Raw genomic sequence first — 14,673 nt, 5'->3', positions numbered from 1 at the left:
AGCGAGAGCGAAGAATCTGTGTCCATTGCGCCAGAGATTCTTCGCTGCGCTCAGAATGACACGGCCTGGAGTACTTTCCGATTGTGGTGATAAACCCTGGTAATCCCGCAAGGCCGATAAATCGGCCCGGCGTCCATTGCTATAATAGTTTGTCAAAAACCATCATTATGTATATGGAATCCAGTCCTCGGCGAGCGGGATTTCGGTGAGTTTTCTTTGTGGCGCGGCATCATCTCTGGTCTGCTTTGGAGGAGTCTGCGGCAGAGGAACATCGCTGGGACGCAGGCGCAGTAAAGCCTCAAGCTCGGCCTGCTTGTAGAGGCGCTGCCGCTTGATGCCCTGTTTGTAGCTTTTGAGAATCCCCCTGCTCACGTAGGCGTAAAGCGTCGACATCTTCACGCCCAGCAAGCGGCTGGCTTCGTTACCATCCAGGTAGTTTTCACCGTCTAGCTCGATCATCGTCTGCCTTTTTCCTGCAAGTACATCATGTTCCTGCTATCTAATCTTCTATCTACATAATAGGGAAGTACAGGCAATTTTGTCAACCATTTTGGGTATCGCGTCGAATGAAATCAATATAAATCAAGTATTATCGATTATCATCAATAACCATTGACTTTCATAGAAATTCATGGTAATACCTAAGTACAGCGAGTTAAATGTAAACCGTTGGTTTTCCGCAAAAGCAAAGGAGCAAACTAAAATGACAGCGGAGACATCGACAGCGATTCAAGAACCGAGGCAAAATCGAGGTGGTTTAGAGGGGGTGGTCGCGGCAACAACGGCGTTGAGCAAGGTGGAGGGAACGGAGGGACGGCTGATTTATCGTGGATACAACATCCATGATCTCGCCCGCACTACCTCGTTTGAGGAAATCGCTTACCTGCTGTGGTTTGGACAACTGCCAAACAGGACGCAGCTGGTGGATTTGAAAGTGCGCTTACTGGCGGAACGCAGCATGCCAGCAGACGTTTTGCAGGTGTTGAGAAATTTGCCGGCGACAACCGAACCGATGGACGCGCTGCGCACAGCAGTCTCGGCGTGGGGCGCGGCCACGATTCATGGCCAGCCGTCGCTTGAACAGGCAATCGCGCTGACTGCTCGCTTTCCGGTCTTCCTGGCCGCTTTCCATCGCCTGCGCAATGGACTGGAACCACTGGAATCGCACCCAGAGCTTGGCTATGCCGCGAACTACCTCTACCTGCTGACCGGGCAGGTGCCAAAGGAAGAGCATGTGAAGGCGCTGGATGCCTACCTGGTCCTGCTGGCCGATCACGGTATGAATGCTTCGACCTTCACGGCACGCATTGTAGCGAGTACGGGTTCGGATATTGTTTCAGCAATTGTGGCGGCAATTGGAGCGCTGAAAGGACCATTGCATGGTGGCGCGCCTTCGAAGGTGCGCGATATGCTTCAGGCGATTGGGACGCGGGAGCAGGCTGAAGAGTGGCTGAAAAACGCGCTGGCACGCGGTGAGCGCCTGATGGGCTTTGGTCATCGAATCTATAAAACGGAGGACCCGCGAGCAGAAGAATTACGCGAGCTGGCACGTCTGGCCGATCCACAGGAGTTCGCGCTGGCACGGCACGTCGAAGAACTGGCGCTGGCGTTGTTGCACGAGCAGAAGCCAGGCCGGCGTCTCTATACCAATGTCGAGTATTATTCCGCTGTGCTGCTGGCCTCGGTTGGCTTGCCGGGCGATATGTTCACGCCGACGTTCGCCGCGAGCCGGGTGGCAGGTTGGACCGCCCATATCCTGGAGCAGGTTGGCAACAATCGCCTGATCCGCCCAGAATCCGAGTATGTGGGGCCAATGAATTTGCGGTTCGTGCCAATTGAGCAGCGATGAAAGCAATAACAAGACGAATGCAGATACATTTCCCGCGCCGCGCGGGAAATGTGTCTGCATTCGTCTTGTTACCTGTATATTTTTTCCGCAAGGATCAGCTATGACCGCATCACAACAACTCTTACCTGAGAGGCTTGCGTGGCACTTCAAATACTTTGCCACGCGTGAATTACCAGGCATTTCGCCGCTCTATGAACGATTATGCGCGGCTATCTCCAATGATACGGAGATGCTGACATATGCAAGAGGTGCCTGAAGAGCCTGTGCTATGCCTCTACCACACGTTCGTGATCAACCAGTTCGCGCGTGAAGCCCGCGAACGATTTGCCGCGCTCATGGACGCCTATGGCAGGAAACGCGACCTTTATTGCGTTTCTATCGACGCCATCAGCACTGAAGGTCCGCGATTGAGGCTGCTGGCATACGAGAATGGAGCGAAAATCGAGCGGCTGCTTGCTTACTGCAATGGACATGCAACCTGGCTGGAGTGGTTGGGGACGTAGGGGCAACAGGTCATTGTTAATCTGGGGATTCTGCCCTATCATATACTTCCAGGTATATCAATTAAAGGAGTCTCTTTCATGGAATTACAGGACCCCAGACCTACGATATGGCAGCTTTTTCGTATCTGGGTGGGCATCGGGTTGCAGTCTTTTGGTGGTGGGGCATCAACTACCTTCTTGATCCAGCGTACTTTTATTGAGCGGCATAAATGGCTCACGATGGAAGAGTTTTTGCACCTGTGGAATTTATGCCTGCTGACTCCCGGTATTAATCTGCTGGCGCTGACAGTGCTGCTGGGCAGAAAATTGGGAGGAACACGCGGCATTCTCGCATCTCTGGCCGGATTACTGCTGCCAAGCGCGGCGATTACCTGCTTGCTGGCAGCGCTTTTCCAGCAAATAGAACACATCGCGGCAGTGCAGGCAGTGTTGAGGGGAGTAGTTCCGGCTACCGGCGGGGTCATGCTGCTGGTTGGGCTGAATTTCGCGCTGCCTTTGATCCGCAAGGGCTATAAAGAAGGGATGATCTATTTGCTGGGCAGCGGCATTCTCATGCTTGCCTGCGCGGCAGCGGTCATCTTCTTAAAACTCTCGGTTGTGATTGTCATCATTGGGACAGTATTCCTTGGCGCGCTGCTCTTTTCACCACGTCCTGCGCCTTTACTGAAGGAAGGGCAGGAGGAGCAGCCGCATGATTAATCCCCTCATTTACTTCCTGCTGTTCTTGAAGGCATCGCTTTTTTCGAGTGGGGGATTTAGCAATTTGCCGAGTTTGCACCAGGATTTGCTGGCGAATGGCTGGGCAACGGAGGCGGATTTTGGGCAATCGATTGCTATCGGCCAGATCAGTCCCGGTCCGAATGGTTTGTGGGTGATTAGCCTGGGATATCTGACCTATGGCTATCTGGGGGCGCTGCTGGCCTTGATTGCGATTACGATTCCCGCGCTGCTGGTGCTGCTCATCTCTGCCGGTTACAGGCGTATCGAACATAGAACCTGGGTGCAGGGTGCGATGCATGGTATCTCGCTGGCGGTTGTCGGCCTGCTGCTCGCCGTGGTGTGGACGATTCTGCGCCAGCCCGGTGTGGATTGGAAAGGGCTGCTGATTGCAGCGGGCGCCTTCGGGCTGGCGCTGAGTCGCAAGGTCAATATCCTGCTGATCCTGGGACTGGCAGGAGTGGTGGGATATTTTTTGTATCGCTGAAACAGTTCCGTAGGAATAGTGGCTTGTCCCTGTCCTCTCCCCTAAAGATGTCCCCCGGTCATGAGAATGCCCAACTGCTCCTCTGTCGCATCGGGCGAGACGATGTCAACGATTTTGCCCTCGTACATGACGGCGATGCGGTCGGAAAGCGAGCGGATTTCATCCAGTTCGGCGGAGACGAGCAAGACGGCTTTCCCGGCGTCGCGCTGCTCGATGATGCGGCGATGGATGAATTCGATGGCGCCGATGTCGACGCCGCGTGTCGGCTGCGCGGCAATGAGGGCCATGGGATTGGCGGAAAATTCGCGCGCGATGATGATCTTTTGCTGGTTGCCGCCGGAGAGCGAGCGCGCCGGGGCCTCGGCAGAAGAGGTACGAATATCGAATTCAAGGATCAATTTTCTGGCCCAGTTAAGAATACGCTTCAAGAGAAGCACGAAGCCACGCCAGGTGAACTGCGGCCAGTTCGCGCGTCCCAGGATCATATTATCGGCGATGGAATCGGTCAGCACCAGCCCGCTGCCGCGACGATCTTCGGGAATATGCGCCAGACCTGCGCGGCGTTCCGCTTTCGCATCCATTGTCGTCACATCATATGTCCTGACGGCCTGCCCATCTTCGACCTCGGTGAGCGTGATCTTGCCACTAGTGATCTTGCGCATGCCGGTAAGAGCTTCAACGAGTTCGGACTGGCCGTTGCCTTCGACCCCGGCGATGCCGAGAATTTCACCGGCCCGCACGTCGAAGCTAACGCCATGCAGAATCTCCAGGCCGCGGTCGTCCTGCGCGTGTACATCTTCTACGTGCAGGACGACCGGGCCGGGGTGAGCGGGGGTTTTATTGACGCGCAGCAATACCTCGCGCCCGACCATCAGGCGGGCGATTTCGGCCTGGTTGGTTTCGCGGGTGATGAGTTCGCCCGCGTTTTTGCCGCGGCGCAGCACGGTAACGCGGTCGGTGAGTTCCAGCACCTCGCGCAGTTTGTGGGTAATGAAGATGATGGTCTTGCCCTGGGCGACGAGGCCGCGTAAGACGCCGAAGAGTTCGAACGTCTCCTGCGGAGTCAGCACGCCGGTGGGTTCATCCATGATGAGGATATCGGCGGCGCGATAGAGAACTTTCAGGATTTCGACACGCTGTTGCAGGCCGACGGAGAGTTTTTCGACACGCGTATCGGGATCGATGGGCAGGCCATATTGTTTGCTGATCTGCAAGATCAGCTCGCGAGACTTTTTGACATCATAGACCGAGGCTGGACTACCGGGTTCGTGGCCCAGGACGATGTTTTCGGCCACGGTCAGGGGCGGGATGAGCATGAAGTGTTGATGCACCATACCGATGCCAAGGTGGATGGCGTCGCGGGGGCCGGTGATATGCGCGCGCTGGCCATTGACAAAAATCTCGCCGCTATCTGGATGGATAAGGCCGTAGAGGATATTCATCAACGTCGTTTTGCCAGCGCCGTTTTCGCCAACGAGGGCGTGGATTTCGCCCCTACGGACGATGAGATCGACGTGATCGTTGGCGACGACCCCCGGCCAGGTTTTGGTGATATTGCGCATCTCTACGGCGATGGGCGAAGATTGCGCTTTTGTTGGCTCAACCATTGTGCTTTCTTGCATAGGTGTATCCTCCTCACGAGGCCGATCAATCGGCCCCTACGGTGTTATTCCGAACCTGGGTCATAGGGTATGCCATCGGCGGCAGGTGGGATGGTACGCCCGACGAGGCCAACCAGCGCGATGATGGTCAGTATATATGGCAACGTGCTGAGCAGGTTGGGTGAGATGCCGGTATCTTGCAGGCGCGTGCTGAGGGCTTCGCCCAGGCCGAAGATAAGGCAGGCCCCACCGGCTCCTAACGGATTGTATTTGCCGAAAATCACGGCTGCCAGCGCGATGTAGCCCGCGCCCGCGGTCATATTCGAGTTGAAGATACCGGCGATGCCCATCGCCAGGAATGCTCCTGCCAGGCCGGAAAGGAAGCCACCGGCGATGACGCAGAGATAGCGCACGAGCCGGACATTGACTCCAGCTGTATCGGCGGCCTGCGGATGCTCGCCCACGGCACGGATGCGCAGGCCGACGTTGGTGCGGAAGAGGATGAACTGGGTGGCTATCAAGATCACGATGGCCACGTAAAAGATAATATTCTGTTGAAACAGGACGGGACCCAGGAAAGGTATATTGGCGAGCGGCCCCCAGGTGACAATCGGCAGGCGCAGGGCATTCACCAGGTGTGGCACGCCCTGACCGTTGGTCTGTACAAGCAGCAGATAGTTCGTCAATCCTAGCGCGGCGATATTGACGGCCAGGCCGCTGACGATCTGGTTGGCGTGAAAGTTGATGGAGACGACGGCATGAATGAGCGCCATAACACCTCCGGCGATCATAGCGCCGAGAACGCCGACGAAGACGTTATTTGTTGCCAGCGCGCTCATTACCCCCACGTAAGCGCCGGTGAGCATCATGCCTTCCATGGCGATATTGACGACGCCACTGCGCTCAGAGATTACGCCTGCCAGGGCCGGTAGGACGAGCAGGGCTGCGAACTGTAAGGTGGCCTGCCAGAGGTCGCTGGAGCCGAGGACGCGAAATAGCACTTGAAAGAACATGATTAATCCTCCGCAATTCTATTTGAATCATCGACTGCTGTAGAGGCCTGGCCGGTTGATTCAATTTCGCCAGGGCTGCCCCTGACAACGCCGGGGGGCCCGGTTAGCGCTCCCTCCTGCAGGGTACTGCCGTTATTTTTGTCATTTTCGGGAATGTCGCTGATGGTTGCTCCTTCAACGGGTGGCACGAGGGCGGGTTTGCGGCTGGCGAATATTCCCCTGGGCAAAGCACGCTGGATGGCGGGCAGAAACTCGGCTGCGATGGTGAACAGCACGAGGGCCTGAATAATATAGACGAGATCACCAGGCACATTGGCGAATAATTGCATGTATGACCCACCGTACAAGAGACCGCCGAAAAGTAGTGAGGCGAGTAAGACACCGATGGCAGTGGTGCGGCCAAGCAGGGCCACGCCGATGGCATCAAATCCGGTTGGATCAATACGGAAGGTGGAACCAATCAGTTGGTAAGGGAATTGCCCCATCAAGTGCAGCGAACCCGCCAGACCGGAGAAAGCTCCGGCTATAGCCATGACGAGAAAGATGTTGCGCTTCGTGGGGATGCCGGCGTACTTAGCGGCTTTAGGATTCTGGCCGATCACGCGTACCTCATAGCCAAAGGTTGTGCGGGAAACGATAAACCAGTAGACGACGAGGGCAAGCAGGGCGATAAAGATGCTGATATCGATAGGATACTGCTGGGGATTGGTGATCTGTGGCAGAAAGGTGCCCAGGGTATGATTATAGGCGCCGGCAACGGTGGGAAAGGTAGCCTGCTTAGGCAGCGCATCGGTCTGGTCTGCCTGGTTGGGCGCCTTGAAGGGCCCTTCTATCAGGTAGTCGGTCACATAAAATGCGATCCAGTTCAACATGATGGTGGTGACGACCTCGTGGGCGCCGCGCCACGCTTTCAGTATGCCCACGATACCACCCCAGATGGCGCCGGCCAGCATACTGGCGACGATCATCAAGGGGATCAAGGCCCAGCCTGGCCACGTGGGAGCTTTGAAGGCGATAATAGCTGCCACCATGGCGCCTACGGCCAGCTGTCCCTCGGCTCCAATATTAAAAAGGCCGGCGCGAAAAGCAATCGCAACGGAAATACTGGTAAGAATGAGCGGGGTAACTGTGACCAGGGTAAAAGAAAAATTCTGCGCGTTTCCAAAAGAACCAACAAAAAGGTCTTGATAAGCAGTGAGCGCCGCGCTCAATCGATCTCCGGGAGAGCCTTGCGAGGTGATCATAATGACGATGATGCCGGCGATCATCGCCAGGATAAATGCGAAGAGAGGACGGCCGACCGCGGAAGTAAACTTGCGCAGCCATGGTGTTGGCCTCAATTTCGGAGCAGGCGGCGATTGCTTTGTTTGCACGGCCATATTTATTTCCTCCTACTTTGTTTCTCATAATCATAACATTCATGTTTACGAGAAACAAGCATAGTACAAGAGGGGAAGGTAAGGAGATTGTTGTAAGATAGGGCGACCCTCACGGTCGCCCTATCTTACAACAATCTCCTTACCTCAAGCAGCGAAGCCTACGGGATCGTGGTGGGCGGAACAAGCGTGCCGGCCTTGATCTGGTTTTCAAAGTCCATGGCCTTGGCAGCAGCATCGGCAGGAACAGCGCTGGTAGGCGTTGCATAGCCGACACCATCGTGAGCGATATCAAACGCTACTGAAGCCGGATTGCTGTTGTAGTTGCTGACGAAGGTGCTATAGGTGCCTTTCTCAGCATCATCGATGATATCATAGACGGCAACATCAACCCTCTTGAGAGCGCTGGTGATCACATCGGGATGCACATAGCTCTGGTCAGCATCGACGCCGATGCCGTAGACATTCTTCTGGTAAGCTGCATCAAGGGCGCCGACGCCGCATCCACCTGCTACCTGGAAGATGATATCGGCGGAGTGCTGGTTGATCTGGCTCAACGCCACGTCTTTACATTTCGCCGTATCTGAGAAATCCTGCGAGTAGTTGACCAGGACGTTGATACTGGGGTCAACCTTCTGCGCGCAATACTTGTAGCCGGCAATGTAGCGGTTGACGGGCGGAATGGAGAGGCCACCCACGGCAGAGATGGTATTCTTGCCGAGGAGATTCGGTACCTTGGCCTTGCCATCGACTTCCATCTGGCCGGCTATTGCTCCAACCAGGCACCCGGCCTCTTGCTCTTTAAAGAACAATGGAGCAACATTGGGGAGATTCTGGCAGGCGCCGGTATTCGGGTTCGGTACGGCGCAGCCATCAACGATTGCAAACTTCACGTTGGGGAACTGCTGGGCAACCTGGTAGAGCGGGGTTTGCATCAGGAAACCCACGGCAATGACCATTTGCGCGCTCTGAGCTGCCAGAGTCAGGTTATGCACATAATCATTCTGCGACTGGGTTTGAATGATGTGCGAAGCGAAGTGATACTGGTTCATGGCCTTGGTGTAGCCTAAGTAGGCCAGGTGATTGAAGCCCTGGTCATTCAAGCCTCCAATATCCGTTACCAGCGCCACTGTTACGGCAGGGGCCGTAGGAGTGCTGCCACCACCACCTGAACCGGTGTTTGTGCTGCTGCTGCCGCATGCAGAAAGCAACGCGGCAAATAACATGAGGAATGTTGCGATGCTGGCATAACCGCCTGTTTTTCGCATGTGAGCTTCCTTTCTCTCCAAAAGAAAATAACCGCCACAATACCATGTGATACATGAACAGCGGAACTTATCAAGATAAACGTCCTGCTCTCACCAAATAGAATAGATTCGGGGGAACCGGGAACATTTCTCTCTAGCTTTCAGTATACCATGAAAGCTACGGCAAGGAACGCTATTCCATTGTACGGAACAGTTTATCCAGGCAATCCTTGCCCTGCAATACATACGTAAGGAAGAGGGTGTTTCTCACAGAAAAGGAATGGCGAAACGATGCCGCCGGTATCGTTTCGCCATTCCTTTTCTGTGAGAAACCCCGAGCTTATGCCCGGATTTCGTCTAGCATGGCAAGGTTGATGAAGAGATCGCAGCTCTGCCGCAATGTAGCGGACATCGACTCATCGAAAGCTGCCACCTCGACACGCACCCCGTGGTCGGAGCAGTAGTCAAGCATGGGCATAAAATCGCTGTCGCCGCTGACCAGGACGATGCAGTCGACGGCGCGGCCATCTACGAGACGCACGACATCCATACATAGATCGAGGTCGAGGTCGGCCTTTTTCGCGCCGCTCGAGAAGGTCTTGTAGTTCTTGGTCGTGATGCGATAGCCGAGTCCCTTGACGGCCTGCAAGAACATCTGCTCGTCGCCCGGCTGCGGGCTGGTGGGACAATAGGCATGCGCCCTCACCAGGCGGCGATTGCCGCGCAGGAAGTCAAGCAGCTTGCCGAAGTCGATGGTTAAGCGCTGCGTGCGCGCTGAGTACAGCAGGTTCGCAACATCTACGAATACGCCCACGCGCTCCGTCGATGGGAACGGCGGGAAGGAGACGGAGACGTTTGTTGGAACCTGGTTTGCGCGCCGCAGTTCCGCTACGATGCGGTCTGTCTGCGATTGAAACGCCTGCGAGATGACGTTCGCCAGTTGGCCGACCGAGGCGGGTGAAGCCATTGATTCGCCATGACGAGCAACGTGTGACGCTCCGCGCTGCGTTTCACGAATGGGTCGCGATTCTCGTGATATCGTGCTGCCGCGAGCGGGAGATGGCTCGGGTCCCATGAATGGGCCTGTTCCATCGTTTCCTTGATTCATCTGGCTTACGGTGTAGCCGGAGATGATATTATACTGGGGCGCGGCGCTAGCGGGTGACGATGCATTACGCGGCACCGCTACAGGAGATGCAGGCATCGGTGTTGGTCCTTGCGCCAGCCCCGACGTTGTACTCCCCAGAGATGGCTGCTCGGATGGCGCCGGTTTCCCTGCTACACCAGAAGCAGGAGTAGAGGTTGTACTGGCAGCCGGCGAGCTCGCGTTGCCAGAACGGCGGCGGCGGCGGCGGCGCGAAGTGGCGGCCTGCAATTCCGAGTATTCCAGCGGCGGCAGTTCTTCAGGTGGGACCTCCTGAGCAACAGGAGCAGCAGATTCCGCTCCTTCGGTAGCAGGTGTCATATCGGCCTGGACCGCGGATGCAAGAGATGGCTGTCCCTTCTCCTTTTCATGCGGGTGTTCCTGCGCGTGGCGTCGTCCATGAGCCGGAGTGGGAGCTGGCGTTGGAGTCGCGGCAGCTTCGCCATTGACGGCTGACGGCTCCTGAGTGGATGGCTGTTTTGCAGTTTGTTGCTCGGTATGCTGAGCAGCGCCGCCATTTTGCCGGGCTGCTTGCGCTTCACGCTCGAGAGCCTGTCCATTTTCCGAGCGAGCGGGTGCGCGGTTCTCTTTGCCTTCTTCCGGGCGAGGCTGCACGGAATGCTGTGTTGGAACAGCAGGAGAAGTGGGTGCCGGTCGATCAAAGCGATAGCGGCGAGCGGGTTTGGGCTGTTCCTCTGCCGGTACTCCGGTAGTGGCGGGTTCCTGCTGGGGAACACCAGGCATAGCAGGGGCGGATTCTGCCGCCGGGGATGTTTGCGCATCTTGCGCGACTGAACTCAAATCTCTTTCCTCCTGAGTACCCTGACCGCCTCGGGCAGGCCTCGCGCCGGCTCGTTCAGGAGTTGCGGCAGCGGCGCTTTCTCGCTGCCGGCTACTGCCATGACGTGAGCGCGTGCGCGTGGCGGGGCGCAATAAAGGCGACACCGGGCGCTCTTTGTTGGTGACAGGTTTCGCTTCCTGGGCAGGGGCCTTCTGCTCTTCCTCCACTGTGGGCGGCTCAGGTACAAATGCTGTAGTGCCCGCGGCCTCGTCAACCGGTGGGGATTGAGTTGAACCAGGTTCGGCTATGGAAGGAAACGCCGCAAAAGCCTCTGCGCCGGGTTCTTGTCCGAAGGAGCCAAAGTTTACTTCCGTCTGGCGGAATTCTTCAATGAAATCGGTGAAAGGGCGCACAACCCCTTCAGCCATCGAGAGAGCCTGGTCAGGATAAGTGGTAGCGAACATCTCTTCAGCCATCATCTGTGCCGCAGGTGTAATAGATGGCTCGCTGCTGCTCGCTGTATCTATGGCAGGGGTTTGATGTTCAACATCTGAACTGCCTGTGCCGGCAAATTCACTTTGAGTATGCCTTTCATCATGTTCCGCTGTTGGAGAACCAGCGGCCTGGCCTCCATGCTCCGGCACGCTATCGGATGTGCCGGACTGTGTTGCGGCAACCTGTTCCCCGCCGGATTCTGCAACATCTGAAGTTGGTGGGGTTTCAGAGGCAGGCAATTGCTCAACGGCGGAAGCCTGCATGTCGCCGTTGTCGGGATGAGTATTTTCTGTTGTCACTAAGGTCTCCAGTCTCAAATTTCCAGGTTATCGACCGGAGCGCGGGCTATTGCCAAAGGAGAATAGTTGATCGAATGTATATGAGGCGGATTTTGTCTCCTACCATCTTTATGCTCAGAGTTTAGCGGCTATGCCAGTCCCCATCCGGGCGGTCCTCGCTGGTCGCCATGCGATGGGTCTATTCCCTCGTCACTCAAGTTCATGTGTATGAGGCTGATCAATCAGCCCGCGCCGTCCCCGGCAAGATGGATAGGCAGTATATGTACGCCAATCGTCTCATTCTAAGGCAACGGGTGTTCGGGAGCATGCCATAGAAAAGGCACACCTTCACCGATCCGCGTTGCTGGCCGGCAGTTGAATCACCTGCCGCTCTTGTATTCTCGGAAAGGCTTCCACCTGCATCTCACGCTGTTGCAAGGCGAGACGAACAGGTAGGCATAAGCCACATGCACGATCCGGTTTGATAACACTTGTCTACGCCGTCATGTCACACTGAACGCACATTACCAGTGGACGGCGGACTACTGGTATGTACGGTAAGCTATTCCTCTGCATTTACCCGGTGAGGGCCACCATCAACATTGCTATGGCTCCCTGGATTCCAGGTGTTAGCAAGAGGGATAGGAGCCGGTTCCAATCCATCTGAGGCTCCGGTTTGCATCGTATCCAGGTGGAAATGTGATACCTGTCCATCTCCCCCTGTGCTCCCGGATATTTGTACAGGTTCGCTCGTTGCTACGGGCTTGCGTAGAGTGATGCCCCATACATGGGCGATACGCTCTATCGCTGTCACATTTGAAAAGACCGCCAGCAGGATCAATGCCCAGATAGTGGTACCGGTTAATAATCCAAGCGCCAGAATGACGACACGTTCGGGACGAGCGAGCAGTCCGGTTTTACACTCCAGTCCCAGCCCTTCGGCGCGCGCTTTTGTATAACTCACCAGTAATGAGCCGACTACTGCTATATATATCAGCGTAATCATCCAGGGTTGCTCAGAATGAAAGGGCCAGAGCGGGTCTTGCAAGGCTGGCCGCTGTAGAGTGTAATAGAGTAACCCAAACAGGATGATACTTTCCGAATAGCGGTCAAGCGTCGAATCAAGGAAAGCGCCAAAGGTTGTGGCGGCATTACGGATACGGGCTATCGCTCCATCGAACATATCAAAGATGCCAGCAAACAGCATCAGCAGGCCACCGGCCAATAACCAGCCCTGAGCTATCACTACAGCCGTAAGTATACTCAGCAGCAAGCCCAGCAAGGTGAGCGTATTTGGAGTAACACCTGTCCGGGCAAGCGGCCGCATAATCAAAGCTACTAACTCTCGCGCTCGTTGCTGTATGCGTCTGCTAAACATATGCCTATTGTATCACACTTAGAATGTTTTGGATACTACTTTTGCCCTGCTGTTTCCCCAAAAGTTGGGCGAGAGATTCCTCCCCTTCATTCCTCAGGGCTTCGGCTCATTGTGCTCAGAATGACAGGCCCCGGACATATCTTGTATGTCCGGGGCCTGTCATTCTGAGCGTAGCGAAGAATCTCTCGCGCCATTCTCAGACTACGTGGATCCCCCCTCGTTCTGACAGCTTCTGGGAATCACCAGCTTTTTCGAAAGCTGCATAGGGCCGCTTCATTGCAACAAAAGAAGAAAATAGTCAGGCGGCTGAGTTCGGATGCGCCTGATTCAAGGGTGTGTCCTTATGCATGTCAATGCGCATGGTGACGCCGGCTATCGCGTCATTCACGTTGTCCATAAAGGCCTGCACTTTATACGCCAGCTTCTGCATCTCTCGTTTTAGCCCAAGGATGTTTTCGTCCACCTTGATTTCTACATTGCGCTGCGCGGCCTGCAATTCATTGATGTGCGTCGTTACTTCGTCGAGAACGGAGATAACCTGAGAAAGGTTGCCCTCTACCTCGGAAAGACCTCGTTTCAGTATGGCGTTATCTTTTTTCAAAAGCAGGAGATCATCTCTGAAACCGGCAAAACTTATTTCCAGCACCTCAACTCTTTTTTCCAGATTGATGAGTTGTGTTTTGACTGATGAGACATCTGATTTGAGCGATGAGACATCTGATTTGACGGATGAAAGATCGTGTTCGATGCGCCCCAGGGTGTCGCCCAGGCGCTGCTCGCTCGAATAGACTGCGGCGTTGACCTCCTCGCGCAGGAGCAGGCGAAGAGCGTTGAGATCAGCGTTATCCATTGTCCTCTCCAATTTAGAATGGCTGAGAGGAGTATACCACCAATACGAGCGATTTTCAATGCATTTGTAGGCTTTATCTCAATGAACAATCAGGCAATACGCTGGCGGTGCTTGTTAATATGGTGTCCTGCCAGCACCAGGTAATCATTCATGCGCCACAATTTTCCACCTGGAGCGGTAAGCCCGGCCTCGATAGAGGCGCGCACGTCCTGCGCGTTGCTGCCTTCGAACCAGGTGCAGCCGCGCCCGATGGCTTTGAGGGTATGGGCATCGCTATTGCCAAGTTCCGGCCAGCCAAACACCTCGCGATTGGCGCTCATCGCCAGTCGATTCGCGTAAATGCCGCAAAAGCTGGCGTTCCAGGTTTCGATGCCATCCAACCAGACATCATCTGAGGCGGCGATACGATCCAGTACCTCGCGCTGGCAGCTGTGCCGGAAGATGCGATTCAGCGGGTGCGCTACGATGGCCAGCCCTCCCTGCTCATGCACAAGTTCAATGCTGCGCTCGATACTCAAACGCGGTGGAATGCGCTTCTCAATGAAGAGGGCGAGCATGTGCCCTTCCCTGGTGCTGATCTCTTCGCCCACGATAAAATCAAAACGGTAGCGGCCTTTTGCCCAGAGATCGCGCGCGCGCAATGCTCCCTCGATCACATCATGATCGGTAAGCGCAATCACATCTAAACTCGTCTGATGCTCTACATAATCGAGAATCTGCTCAATCGTACCCATGCCATCGCTGTAGGTGCTGTGCATATGCAGGTCAGCCCTGCCCAGCTTGCCGGATGAATGTGCCTGCTGCTGCGTCATCTGCCTGCGCCTTCTCAGCATCGCGGTACCGCTGCTTGCATTGCTTGATAGCCTGGTTATACCCTCATTTGTGTTGTTCGCCATTGTTTTCCTTACTAGACACTGCTCGCACATCTACCTGTATTCAGCATGCACGTGGCGC

Annotated in this window: 14 protein-coding genes; 5 read left to right on the top strand and 9 right to left on the bottom strand. The window is 55.4% G+C overall.

What is annotated here, in order from left to right:
- Nucleotides 1–165: 165 nt before the first annotated feature.
- Nucleotides 166–459 (bottom strand): helix-turn-helix domain-containing protein, encoded by a 294-nt coding sequence (locus VFA09_09880; protein HZU67577.1) that lies wholly within the window; start codon nucleotides 457–459, stop codon nucleotides 166–168.
- Nucleotides 460–703: 244 nt separating this feature from the next.
- Between VFA09_09880 and VFA09_09875 the strand changes: the two genes are divergently transcribed.
- From VFA09_09875 to VFA09_09855, 5 genes are all read left to right on the top strand, one after another.
- Complete coding sequence (locus tag VFA09_09875; GenBank protein ID HZU67576.1) at nucleotides 704–1,849, top strand: citrate synthase/methylcitrate synthase; 1,146 nt, start codon at nucleotides 704–706, stop codon at nucleotides 1,847–1,849.
- 100 nt (nucleotides 1,850–1,949) lie between these two features.
- Nucleotides 1,950–2,105: a hypothetical protein gene (locus tag VFA09_09870; protein HZU67575.1), complete on the top strand. Its 156-nt coding sequence runs from the start codon at nucleotides 1,950–1,952 to the stop codon at nucleotides 2,103–2,105.
- A complete protein-coding gene (locus tag VFA09_09865) occupies nucleotides 2,089–2,352 on the top strand; it encodes a DUF2332 family protein (protein HZU67574.1) in 264 nt (87 codons plus the stop codon). The genes VFA09_09870 and VFA09_09865 overlap by 17 nt, the downstream gene beginning before the upstream one ends.
- Nucleotides 2,353–2,430: 78 nt before the next feature.
- Nucleotides 2,431–3,051 carry a chromate transporter gene (locus VFA09_09860; GenBank protein ID HZU67573.1) on the top strand — a complete coding sequence of 207 codons (621 nt, stop codon included), beginning with the start codon at nucleotides 2,431–2,433 and terminating at the stop codon, nucleotides 3,049–3,051.
- Complete coding sequence (locus VFA09_09855; protein ID HZU67572.1) at nucleotides 3,044–3,556, top strand: chromate transporter; 513 nt, start codon at nucleotides 3,044–3,046, stop codon at nucleotides 3,554–3,556. Before VFA09_09860 ends, VFA09_09855 begins: the two co-directional genes overlap by 8 nt.
- Before the next feature lie 41 nt (nucleotides 3,557–3,597).
- On the opposite strand, the gene VFA09_09850 is transcribed toward VFA09_09855, so the two are convergent.
- The 8 genes from VFA09_09850 to VFA09_09815 all read right to left on the bottom strand — a co-directional run bounded on the left by VFA09_09850 (nucleotide 3,598) and on the right by VFA09_09815 (nucleotide 14,615).
- Nucleotides 3,598–5,178, bottom strand: coding sequence for an ABC transporter ATP-binding protein (locus VFA09_09850; GenBank protein ID HZU67571.1), 1,581 nt, complete (start codon nucleotides 5,176–5,178; stop codon nucleotides 3,598–3,600).
- Nucleotides 5,179–5,222: 44 nt separating this feature from the next.
- Nucleotides 5,223–6,170, bottom strand: a complete 948-nt coding sequence (locus tag VFA09_09845; GenBank protein HZU67570.1) for an ABC transporter permease — start codon at nucleotides 6,168–6,170, stop codon at nucleotides 5,223–5,225.
- 2 nt (nucleotides 6,171–6,172) lie between these two features.
- Nucleotides 6,173–7,549, bottom strand: a complete 1,377-nt coding sequence (locus tag VFA09_09840; protein HZU67569.1) for an ABC transporter permease — start codon at nucleotides 7,547–7,549, stop codon at nucleotides 6,173–6,175.
- Nucleotides 7,550–7,707: 158 nt separating this feature from the next.
- On the bottom strand, nucleotides 7,708–8,814 hold the full coding sequence (locus VFA09_09835) for a BMP family ABC transporter substrate-binding protein (protein HZU67568.1): 1,107 nt from the start codon (nucleotides 8,812–8,814) through the stop codon (nucleotides 7,708–7,710).
- Nucleotides 8,815–9,133: 319 nt separating this feature from the next.
- On the bottom strand, nucleotides 9,134–11,512 hold the full coding sequence (locus VFA09_09830; protein HZU67567.1) for an NYN domain-containing protein: 2,379 nt from the start codon (nucleotides 11,510–11,512) through the stop codon (nucleotides 9,134–9,136).
- 541 nt (nucleotides 11,513–12,053) lie between these two features.
- Nucleotides 12,054–12,869: a CDP-alcohol phosphatidyltransferase family protein gene (locus VFA09_09825; protein ID HZU67566.1), complete on the bottom strand. Its 816-nt coding sequence runs from the start codon at nucleotides 12,867–12,869 to the stop codon at nucleotides 12,054–12,056.
- A gap of 298 nt (nucleotides 12,870–13,167) precedes the next feature.
- Entirely contained in the window at nucleotides 13,168–13,719 is a 552-nt protein-coding gene (locus VFA09_09820) for a hypothetical protein (GenBank protein HZU67565.1), read from the bottom strand.
- 89 nt (nucleotides 13,720–13,808) lie between these two features.
- The gene (locus VFA09_09815) at nucleotides 13,809–14,615 is read right to left on the bottom strand and encodes a PHP-associated domain-containing protein (protein HZU67564.1); all 807 of its coding nucleotides are present in this window, start codon (nucleotides 14,613–14,615) and stop codon (nucleotides 13,809–13,811) included.
- Nucleotides 14,616–14,673: the final 58 nt, after the last annotated feature.

This window comes from Ktedonobacteraceae bacterium (assembly GCA_035653615.1).
In the GTDB taxonomy this organism is placed as follows: Bacteria; Chloroflexota; Ktedonobacteria; order Ktedonobacterales; family Ktedonobacteraceae; genus DASRBN01.
The sequence above is the reverse complement of the archived record's forward strand: the minus strand, read 5'-3'. Positions and strand labels throughout refer to the sequence as shown.